The sequence below is a fragment of the Candidatus Zixiibacteriota bacterium genome (genome assembly GCA_029860345.1).
Taxonomy (GTDB): Bacteria; Zixibacteria; MSB-5A5; order GN15; family FEB-12; genus JAJRTA01.
Genome location: JAOUBJ010000005.1, coordinates 211,499 through 222,896, shown reverse-complemented (window position 1 = coordinate 222,896; position 11,398 = coordinate 211,499). Strand labels below are relative to the sequence as shown.

At 54.3% G+C, this 11,398-nt stretch carries 6 protein-coding genes; 4 read left to right on the top strand and 2 right to left on the bottom strand.

Annotated features, from left to right (window positions below; all coding sequences use genetic code 11):
• Positions 1-259: 259 nt before the first annotated feature.
• From OEV49_07335 to OEV49_07325, 3 genes are all read left to right on the top strand, one after another.
• Positions 260-1,087: a ferredoxin--NADP reductase gene (locus OEV49_07335; protein ID MDH3890883.1), complete on the top strand. Its 828-nt coding sequence runs from the start codon at positions 260-262 to the stop codon at positions 1,085-1,087.
• Between the two features lie 189 nt (positions 1,088-1,276).
• A complete protein-coding gene (locus OEV49_07330; protein ID MDH3890882.1) occupies positions 1,277-2,491 on the top strand; it encodes a hypothetical protein in 1,215 nt (404 codons plus the stop codon).
• 109 nt (positions 2,492-2,600) lie between these two features.
• Positions 2,601-3,098, top strand: coding sequence for a hypothetical protein (locus OEV49_07325; protein MDH3890881.1), 498 nt, complete (start codon positions 2,601-2,603; stop codon positions 3,096-3,098).
• A 292-nt stretch (positions 3,099-3,390) separates the two neighbouring features.
• Here the strand turns inward: OEV49_07325 and OEV49_07320 are convergent, their stop codons facing one another.
• Entirely contained in the window at positions 3,391-4,398 is a 1,008-nt protein-coding gene (locus tag OEV49_07320) for a methyltransferase (protein ID MDH3890880.1), read from the bottom strand.
• 1,040 nt (positions 4,399-5,438) lie between these two features.
• Here OEV49_07320 and OEV49_07315 point away from each other — a divergent pair.
• Positions 5,439-9,470 (top strand): carboxypeptidase-like regulatory domain-containing protein, encoded by a 4,032-nt coding sequence (locus OEV49_07315; protein MDH3890879.1) that lies wholly within the window; start codon positions 5,439-5,441, stop codon positions 9,468-9,470.
• Positions 9,471-9,822: 352 nt separating this feature from the next.
• Here OEV49_07315 and purH read toward each other — a convergent pair whose 3' ends face one another.
• Positions 9,823-11,394, bottom strand: coding sequence for a bifunctional phosphoribosylaminoimidazolecarboxamide formyltransferase/IMP cyclohydrolase (gene purH, locus OEV49_07310; protein ID MDH3890878.1), 1,572 nt, complete (start codon positions 11,392-11,394; stop codon positions 9,823-9,825).
• Positions 11,395-11,398 lie beyond the last annotated feature (4 nt).

Genomic DNA, 11,398 nt, shown 5'->3' with positions numbered 1-11,398 from the left:
TCCTCTTCTGGTTGAGCCTAATGAATGGCTGAAGCCAACCGTTCATGGTTTGATGCAGAACTATTGATTGCTGTAATATAGCGATATGAGGGCGTTTGTCAATTTGGGATAATTAGACCCATGTTGTAAAGCAAAACCTATTTTTGGTTGCTTGGCCCTGCAAAGGACTTGACATAATAAATCGTGCCGCTATTATGACCTCCTGTTGAAACCGTTGACGGTGTTGTTTTGCCCCATCTGTTTTGTGCAGGAGTCATCGATGGCCACCAAAGAGCCGAATGCGATAGTCAGCCAACGAATCGAAGTTGGCCCCGAACTGATAAAGCTGCGGGTCATTCCCGATGGTTGGGAGTTGCCCAACTTCACACCGGGACAGTTTGCTTCCCTGGGACTACCGGGTACGACACCGAGAGTGGGGACCCAACTTCCCGAAGAACGACCGCCCAAAGACCCCGCCAAGCTGATGATTCGTGCATACTCGGTGGCTTCTTCGTCACGAGCCAAGGAGTTTGTCGAATTCTATGTTGGCCTGGTGCACACCGGCGGGTTGTCGCCGCGTATACTGGGTCTCAAAGTCGGTGACCGGTTGTGGATGTCTGAAAAGTTCAAGGGCATGTTCACGCTGGCTGAAGTACCCGAACAATTCAATGCCGTCTTAGTCGCCACCGGCACCGGTGTGGCGCCGTACATGAGCATGATCCGCACCGAGATTGCATCCGGACTAAAACGACGTTTCGCTGTATTTCACGGCGCCTACCATTCGACCGATCTGGGATATCACTCGGAGTTGCAGACACTCGATGCCGTCTCCGAGCAGTTTGCCTACCTGCCCACCCTGAGTCATCCGCACGAAGAACAAGTACCCTGGAACGGTCACACCGGTTTTGTGCAGAAGCTCTGGACCAACGGTGTTCTCGATAAGGCCTGGGGTTTTCATCCTACGGCTGACAACACCCATGTCTTTCTTTGCGGTCACCCTCTGATGATCGAAGAGATGACCGACATCTTAGTCGCGGAAGGATTCATCAAACACTCCAAACGCGAACCGGGCCAGATCCACGCCGAGCAGTACTTCGTGAAGGTGTAGGCTACTGACCGTCTTCGATTAGTGGTTGCCAACGTCGGCTGGTCGTCTCAGACCTTGATTGGGGCGGATGTTGAGAAGAACCACCCCCAAAGCGGCTTTGAGGGCGCCACCCAGTCGAGCCCGGTTTGACAATTTGCCCACCAGACGTTACCTTGCTACAGAGTCAGAATCTGGAGGGAATATACCGCGATGTCAAACAACAAGGTTCGATTGGTAGTGCCGATGCTGGCCCTCTTTGTGGCAACGGGCGCACTGCTTCACTGCCACAAACGCAACCCGGTCAAGAAGGACGAGCCGGTCATTACCTGGACCAGAGCGTTCGGAAGTAATCAGATCGAGCAGGGCCAATCGGTTGCCTTGACCAGTGACGGCGGTTACCTGATAGCCGGCTACACACAAAACATGACCCCGGGTTCGGCTGATTTCTGCTTACTGGCTACCGACGCCAAGGGCGACAGCCTCTGGAGCCGCGTTTGGGGTAACTCGGCCGAAGACATTGGTATGTCGATAGTGGCCGACGGCAGCGGCGGTTACCTCTTGGTGGGCATGACCGAATCTGAAGCTACCGGCATAGACGAAATCTATATGGCCAGGATCGACGGTGCCGGTGGTACGGTCTGGGAAAAGACACTCAGTCCCGGAGAGCGCCAGTGGGCGATGTCCGTTGCCAAAACCAACGATTCCGGCTTCGTTTTGGCCGGTGGGCTTTACACCAGTGATCCACATCATCGTAGCTGGGCATACTTGGTGAGAATCAACTCCCAAGGCGACACCCTGTGGACCAGGAAATATGCTAAGGCCAGCGCAGAAGTGGCCACATCCGTCATATCTGTGCGTGACGGCGGTTATGTACTGGCGGGCGCCAGTTCCAACGGATACAACCGATATGACGGCTATCTGGTCAAGACTGATGCCATAGGTGACACTGTTTGGACCAGGACATTTGGCGGTGCGGAGGAGGACATTGTCAATTCCGTTACAGAAACGGTCGATGGGAGCTATGTCGCGGTAGGTCACACTGTGTCCTCGGGAGCTGGGAGCAAAGATATCTGGGTGGTCAAGTTCAGTTCAACAGGCGAACTTATTTGGGAGAGGACCTTCGGAGAAGCAAACTGGGATCATGGACGGTCGGTGGCGGCGACCCCGGACGGTGGCTGTATCGTCGTAGGTACCTTGTTCTCGAACGGTCGCGAAGTCTATTTGATCAAGCTTGATGCGGCCGGAGACAGTCTCTGGACACAGCTCCATGGAGTCTCAGGCGGCGAGTTTGGTATGGCCGTGGCCTTAACGCCCGACGGCGGCTACATTGTTGCCGGGGTGACGCACTCGCCGGAAATCGGGCACAACACTTATGCCGATATCTATCTTATCAAGACCGACGCCCACGGAAAAGTGAGCCATTGAACCAGGTTCCTCAGGCGGCCACAGTTTGCACTGGGTAACCGGCAACGGTTGGCCCACCCCCCATCAACTATCTTGACAATGTTTTGATCTCTGGTTGTATAAGTAGACAATGGACCAAACACAAATAAGAAAACGTGTCAAACTACTCATCGGCTTTTTCATCGTAGGTCTGTTCTTAAGCGGACTGACAGCAATACCGCTCACGCACGGAGCAACCTGGTTGCACGAAACGTTCGGGGTGGGAAGCAGCTTCGGGGAAATGTGGCCGGGGATGGCAGAGTGGTGCACGTTTGTAAACAACGGCGTGCAGGAAACCAGTATCAAATATCCGTTTCTGGCCTATGGCACCGACTGGCTCGCTTTCGGGCATTTTGTTTTGGCGCTGGCCTTCGTCGGACCGTTGCGCGATCCTGTGAAGAATGTCTGGGTGATTCAGTTCGGCATGATCGCATGCGTACTGGTCGTGCCATACGCGCTGATATTCGGATACGTTCGAGGTATCCCGCTCAGTTGGCGTGTGATCGACTGTTCGTTCGGTGTAATCGGCATCTTGCCGTTGTGGCTTGTTCGTAATTACATACGCAAACTCGAAGCTGAGACTACTTGATCCGATGAGCGACGTTTGGAGGAGACAGCACGCAGGGCGTGACAAACACGGCTTGACCGTGTCACCCTGAGCTGAGTCGGAGGGTGAACACAGCAAAATATCCCTACGCTGTCATTCCGGGCTTTGATCCGGAATCCAGTCATCTCCCATGCAGGAACCAGCACTGACAAAGTCTGAAGAAGTGACTGGTCAGCGCGTAGCGCGAAAGAGCGATTTGTCGCCTGGATACTGGATCAAGTCCAGCATGACGGATCGTGGTGGCTCGCAGTCGAATGGTGACACGACCCGGCGACTACTTGATACCCGTCACCATTATGATATCCGCCCTCAGTTCTCGACGTTTTACCGACTTGAATCCAACCGATCGCACCAGTTTCGCCGCCCGACTGGCCGTAATCAACCAGGGGGTATCCGACCTGAGTTGCCACATGAATCTTAGCAGCGGCCCCGACCAGTCTTCTTTGGCAAAGTAATCAGCCACAACGATCTTACCCCCTTTGGGTAAGGCTCGATAGGCTCGTTTAAGCACCTCAGGATCGGTCTCGCCGATATCGCAGAACATGATGACGTCGTATCCGCTCGGCAACCGCTTGTTCAAGTCGCCCGGTTGAGTGTCAAGCCGTTTCGCGAGACCCTCTTTCTGGATGATCTTCGTGGCAGCTTTGCACACCGGGGGAAAGTCGAGAATCGTCGCTGACAAACTCCGATACTTGCGCAACAACGCCATAGACATCACACCGGAGCCACCACCTATGTCCAGCAACCGTCGGTATCCGGACAAATCGAGATGCTTTGCCAGTGCTTTGGCGTTGTCCTGATGATGATAGTAAAGCATGTGCGTGAAGTCGTGCGCCCATTTCGGGTTCTTCTTCATTTTTTCAGTGTAGCTGGGACGCTTAATGCCCAGAATGGACTGGTAGCTTTGGCCGGTCGTAAGCACTTCTTCCAGAGGCAGGAAGGCTTGGTATTCGTCCACTAACTCTTCGGAACGGAGAGTGGTCCAGTATATGGACCGTTCCTCAACAAAGTACTTCCGAGCCAGCGGCGTCAGGCTGTAGGTATTGCCCTTTTTTCTGAGTAACCCCAGACTGATCAGAGTCGCGAGGAAGAACTCACGCCGAGGTTGACGGATACCGGTCTTACGACCGATCTCCGTGGATGTAAGTGATTTGCCATGAAGCTTGCGAAACAGTTGTAGACGCTCCGCTGCGATAACACATCGCGAGGCCAGGAACGCAGTCTGCAGATCGATTTTGGCCAGGACTTGTTTGGGCAGTTTATCCAGGGTAAGGATGGACATTAAAACACGCTCCGTCTATATGCGGTTGTAAGTCTTTGCTGTCAGTATAGACAAGGGTTGCCTGCGGGTCAATAAGCATCGGCATCTCAGGTGGTGTTGGGCGACCACGCCCGACACTTGCTGTCGCACCCACTGGCTGTCAGGCGAGTCGCCTGACAGCACCCTGAGCACCCCGCGATTTCATCCTGAGCATCCCCCAATTTCATCCTGATCTGAGTCGAAGGGTGACCATCGGTGAGCGCTTGCTCCAGACGCGATTCAGTCCTACAGCATCAAACATGAAGATAGATTCCCGCCTTCGCGGGAATGACAAGTATGAGAACTTGCGCCTAATCTTGATCGGAGTCGGAGGGTGACCATCGGTGAGCGACTTCACGCGGGGCGTCTGCGGCGGGCTAGCGGTTCCGCCATTGCAGAACATGAGGCCGGCTGGGTCCTGTACGCCATAGGCGAGAGTGTGACCCATCGGTCGTGGTGCATAACCGGACGCGCTTGTGCTCATCGAAACTGTTTCACTCCTCCCTTTGGTCGAATCTGCCCGCCGCGGGCGATAGGCTGAAAAAGCCGCTTTTTTCTTGCTTTTGATGCCAAACGTGCTTATAGTCCAGCCTTGAAAACGGACGTTCATGTGCTGTTGCTGCTATTTTGCGCTCCCGCAGGGATTTAAGCGGATCGCAACAACGCTCTGGCGGAGGATAACTACTTGAGAATAAAGTCACTAAGGTGTCCTTTTTATTCTTGACAGTAAGAAACGCGAATTTTATGTTATGCCCCAACTTGGCAAAAAGTCTTTATTTGAAAAGGCTACCGTATAAGGATTTAGGTAAAAACGCCGATACTGGATTCTATAGGATGAAGACAAGTAGAAAGGATTCTCTTAGGCCGAACAAAGGAGGTTTTGTTGGTGCAACAGACGGCTGGACCCAGCCCGTAGTAGCAGCCCCTTTATCCGAGATGAGGGCTAGGAATTTAATAACCACGAAAAATAATCTTCAGAACGTAAACAAAGTTTTAACCGAATCTCAAAGGAGTAGATGGTAATGAGAAGAAACATGAAGTTTCTGTTGCTGCTTGCGATCTTCGCAACCAGCATCATGGCGGCGTACTTCATCAGCGGTTGTGGCGACGACTCAACCGTGATTGAGTTCCCCGATCCGGTAACCAACGACACCACCGTGATTGTGGAAGAGGAAGATCGTGTCCTCGGTTCCATACAGGGTGTCGTAGCTAATGCTTATAACAATGCACTATTGGTTGGTGTGGAAGTAACTTGGACCAAGAACGACGCGGACTTCAGTTACACAACGAACGCCGATGGATACTATCTGATAGACGATTCGTTGTCCTCTGGATACTACGTCCTGACCTTCTCCATGAACGGTTATGCTCAATTCACCGCAACCGTGTATATCCCGACCATCGCCGAAATCAAAGAGGATATCGACGACGATGCGGTAGGCTGGACTGAATATATGGCAACCGCCAACATTTGGATGCTGCCGATGACTGCTACCGTCACCGGAAAAGTCTACACGGCTCTTCCGGCCCCGCCCGCCAAGGACGGTGAACCTGTCCTGGCCCTCGATGATCCGAACCTCGTGTCCGTGGCCGCCGGTGTGGAAGTGATTCTCGACTATGGTTTCGATATCCACCCCGACAAGTACAACGCGACCACCGACGCTTTCGGTACCTACACTTTCGTAGACGTACCGCTGGTGTTTAACACCGATGAACCGTGGTGGGAAGATGCCCCCAAAGACGGCGGCCCCAATAAAGCCTTGGCCGATGCCTGGGAAGTTGATCTGGTTATTCTGCCGTTTACGGTAGGTAGCGAAAGCTTCGAGGCGGTTACTCTGGAAGACATCAGCATGCTTCCGGGTACGACCACGATTCCCAACGTCTACGCTCCGTTGAACGGTAGTGGTGACGATGCCGACGTAACCGACAATCCGGTAGTGCTCGCCTTCAACTTTGACACACCCGGCTTTATGGTTACCGACGACCTGGTCATCAACTTCTCGAAGGAGATGAATCCGACCACAGTTGAGATCGATCTCGACGGTCCGGACTTCGCTTTTGGGTGGGATGCCGGCTTCATGACGCTGACTGTCAACCCGGCCTTGTCGCTGGTACCGGACGAGACTTATGACGTCGAAATCTCCGGTATGTCTGCCGACGGACTCCCCCTCTGGGATTCTGAAGACCACAACAACCTCTGGGATCGCGACCTCATGACCCAGCAGGGTATCCGTTTCGTAGCCACCAACCTTGATGATTATGGCGACGACAGCAACCCGTTCACGCTCTTCCCGCTCGACGCCGACATCACTATCACTTTCGATATGGATGTTGTTCTGCCGACACCGGGTGACGAGCTTACCGGTTGGGTGGTTCTATATGACACATGGAACGATCGCGAAGTGAACGCAACGGTTTCTGCTTCAGGCGCTACCATCACGATCAATCCGTCCAACGATCTTAAGTCCTTCAGCGAGTACCTGCTGGACTTCAAGGTTTTCTCGGCTCTGCGTGGTGATTTTGCCACCGATGCAGAAGTAAAAAGTCCCGAGCTGACCTATACAACGGTGAATATGGCTTCTATCCCGGCTGCTCCGACCAACTTTGTTCTTGATATGGACACCGATTGGAAGGCCGACTTCAACACAACCTGGATCGGATTCCAGTGGGATTCGGTTGGTGGTGCTGAATATTACGAGATTTTCGCCAAAGACAACATGCAGAACACCGATCTGATCGTGGTCAATCCTTACATTGAGGATATCAGTTTCCACACCATGCAGGTTGGTTCCGTTAATCTAGCCGATGCTGCGAACGCGTCATTTGACTTGTATTTTGATGATGCAATCCAGACGCCGTTCAGTGCCGGAACGGAGATCACATTCCAGGTGCGCGCGGTTAACTCCGCCGGTGCCGGTCCGTTCTCCTCTGAGATTACGGTCGGTGACGAAACACCTCCGAACTTCGATGCCTACATCGAAGGCTGTGCCGACAACACTGCCGGCACCGAGCCGATGGAATTCTACATCTACACCGAAGGCGACTTTGATGAAGGCGACGACCACGAATACCTTTCGACCATCGCCTTCGCGTTCCTCGAAATGGGTGGTGATCCCGACTTTGTTCTGACCTCAGCCGACGTGGCCTGGGACTGGGACGTCGATATGAGAAATGGTGAAGGTATGGGCACGGTAGCTATCGGCATGTGCGGATCGGCCGACTACATGGTCGTCACACTTACCGATAACTCCGGTAACGCCAGTGAAGATACTGTCGACATCCATCCTTACCTCGTAATCGAAGAGCCTAACGCCGCAACTACCGAGTTTGAGGCCCCTTCATTCACAATCGAATGGGATATCTGGGATAGCGACTGCGGTAGCTTCAACGACTATCTTGACCTGTACTTCTCCTATGACGGTGGCGTCACCTGGACCGACACAGTCTTTGAATGGGACTGGTGGAGTGAGTATGAGGGTAGCTGGAGTGTTCTTGATACGGTTTACTCCACCACCGCAATGGTTGGCTTGGCCAACACCAATGGCGGTTGGATCTGGCAAAGTGACGTCTTTACCCACACCGGTATCGACGTGACCGGTCCGGACTCGGCCTGGCTCGACACCAGCCTGTTCTATGACGACGGCGGTGTTGATTCCACCGGTGTGCCGCTGACTTGGGATTACGCTGGTCTTGACAGCGTAACGATCCAGTATCGTTATGAAGACGAAGGCTGGTCCGCCTGGATGGATGACACTACTATTGCTGTCACCGGCGGCACCGGTTCTTACACCTTCTATGCTCCTGACATGGGTTGGGATTACATGTGCCAGGTTCGCGTGGCCGACTGGGACGGCGATAACCGTCCGAACGACCAGGCTGCCTGGGAATTCTACGTGACCAACGACTACACCGATCTGACTGATCCGTCAACAGGCGAAGCCGTTGCCGGTGGTGCCGACTACGTTATCTCGTGGGATACTACCGTCTACGCTCCGCACCTGACAAGCGGCGAAGTCATTATTGAGTACTCGATCGACCGTGGCGCTACCTGGATGACCATTGTCGATCCGACTGCCAATGACGGTGAATACACATGGGCTGTGCCGGCTACCACTTATGCCAACGATTCCGCACAGGTGAGAATCCGCGACAAGTGGAACCTGAATACCCTCGATGCGACCGGTAACTTCGATATCTCCGGTATCGTAATCGACGCTCCGACTGCTGGAACAGAATGGCTGGTCGGTACCGGTCAGGATATCGAATGGCATTCGGTTGGCAACGTCGGCAATATCTCGCTCTACTGGTCGAATGACGGTTTTGTGACTGACTCAACTGTTATTGACCTGAACTATGCAGGCGGAAGCCCGCTCAACTGGACGGTTCCTGCCAATTCGGCCTCGTCCAATATCACCATTCGCCTGTGGGGTAACTCCGACGCAGTCTACACCACCAGTGGTGTTATGACCTTCTCCGGTGCCGTAGTTACCGCTCCTGTCTCGGGCAACCATGCTCAGGGCAGCAGCACAACGGTCACCTGGACGACAGTCGGAACGCTGATAGGCGGCTTCGTAGACATTCAGTACAAGTACGATACTTCAGGCTTCCAGCCGAACTGGATCACGCTGGCCTCCAACGTGCCGGATACCGGTTCATGGCTGTGGAATCCTGTACCGGCTCCGCCGGCCGATGAGGCTTGGGTGCGTGTCAAGAAGGCCGGAGCTCCGACCGGTGTCGGTCAGGGCGACGCTTTCTCCATCGCCGGTGTCATCGTCAGAGTGCCTAACGGTCCGGGCGATGTCTGGACTCGCGGCAACAGCTATGACATCACCTGGGATGTGATTACTGCGACCGTCGGCCTGCTGAGGATTGAGCTTTCGACCAACGCAGGCGTCGATTGGACAACCTTGGCCACGGATATCGATCCGGCCGCTGCCTCCTGGACTTGGGATATCGATCCTGCCGAGACAGTTTCGGCGGCCTGTATGATTAGAATCTCTGAGATGGCTGGCTCCATTTCCGATGCGAGCAACGCCTTCTTCGAAATTCAATAGTCAGACATTGATTTGATTATTCCCCCGGGGACCGCGCCAGCAAGCGCGGTCCCCGGTTTTTTTATGCCCGGCCGGTCCGGCCAAGCCACCCAATGGCAAGTTCCTCCGGTTCCTGCGTTCGCCGGCGGGTGGCCGTCTCAAACCTTGTTTGGGACGGGAGCCGGCAACATGGATTCATGCTTCGACTGCGCTCAGCATGACATGGAAGGCGCGAAGCGCAAAAAACAGGCTTGCCTGTCACCCCCAAAGCAGCTGTGACGGTGCCACCCGAAAACAGTTGTGTCTACATTCTAATCAATGCCAAAAAAAAGCCCACCTGCAAAGATGGGCTTACACGACAGAGCTTTGTCGGTTAATGCTTGAAGTGGCGCACGCCGGTGAAGACCATCGCCGCGCCCGCTTTGTCGGCCGCTTTGATGGCTTGCTCGTCACCTTTTGATCCACCCGGCTGGATTATCGCCGTGACACCAACGTCCGTGGCAACTTCCACACCGTCGGGCATCGGGAAGAATGCGTCAGAGGCCATCACCGCACCTTTGGCGCGGTCCCCGGCCCGTTTGACGGCCATGAATCCGGAATCGACGCGCGAGGTCTGGCCCATGCCGACACCGACTGTGGCGTTCCCTTTGGCCAGCACTATAGCGTTGGATTTGGTATGCTTTACTACTCTCCAGGCAAACAAGAGCGACTTGATTTCCTCGTCGGTAGGTGCCCGCTTGGTGACCACTCTCAAATCAGCGGCGGCTGACTCAAGAACATCACCAGCCTGCACCAGAAGCCCGCCACGGATGTATTTGTAGACCGAATGATCCTCAGGCATCCCCTGAGCGATCGTGGGCAGTGCCAACAATCGGCGATTCTTCTTCTTCTTAAGCAGTTTGAGAGCATCGTCTGAGTACGACGGCGCCAGCACGCACTCGACAAACGGCGTTTCGTGCAGCACCTTGGCACATTCAAGATCGACCTCACGGTTTAATCCGATGATCGATCCAAAGGCGGACAAAGGATCGCTGTCATAGGCGGCTTGATAAGCCTCGGCGATAGAGGCGCCGACGGCCGCGCCGCACGGGTTGGCATGTTTCAGCACGCAGGCAAACGGCTCAGAGAAATCCAGAACCAGATCAAGAGCGGCATCGAGGTCGCCATAGTTGTTGTATGATAGTTCCTTGCCGGAAAGCACCTCGGCTTCCAGAAGAGTCGGACCGACATTGTCGTTGGCAGCATACACAGCCGCCTGCTGATGCGGGTTTTCGCCGTAGCGAAGCTGGCTGGTGAAGGAGTACGACGGTGTCAATTGGGCCGGAAACTTGTCAGCTTCTGCACCGCGACCGCTTTTGTAGTAGGTGGCGATGGCTGAGTCATATGCAGCGGTTTGTGCAAACGCTTTGGCTGCACATGATTTTCTGAACTCAAGATCGGTTGCGCTGTCGTTGGCCTCCATTTGTTCGATCAACTTGCCGTAATCGGATGGATCCACTACTACTGTGATGGCCTCATAGTTCTTCGACGATGCGCGGATCATCGAGGGTCCGCCGATATCGATGTTTTCAATAATCTCGGCGTCGTCTGCATCTTGTCGGGCCACGGTCTGTTGGAAAGGATACAGGTTGACCACGACCAGATCAATCGGGCGATAGTCCTGCTCACTCAACTGTTCCATGTCGCCGGGGTTGTCGCGGCGGCAAAGTATGCCTGCGTAGATTTTCGGGTGCAGCGTCTTGACCCGCCCGCCCATGATTTCCGGGGCGCCGGTGAATGTAGATACCGAAATGACCTGGACTCCGGCCTCTTTCAGTCTTTTCATTGTGCCGCCGGTTGACAGAATCTCAACGCCCATGGCTTCCAGTTTCAAGGCCAGGTCCTCAACGCCACTCTTATCCGAGACCGAGATGACGGCGCGCTTGATTTTCACCTTATCGCTCATGCTC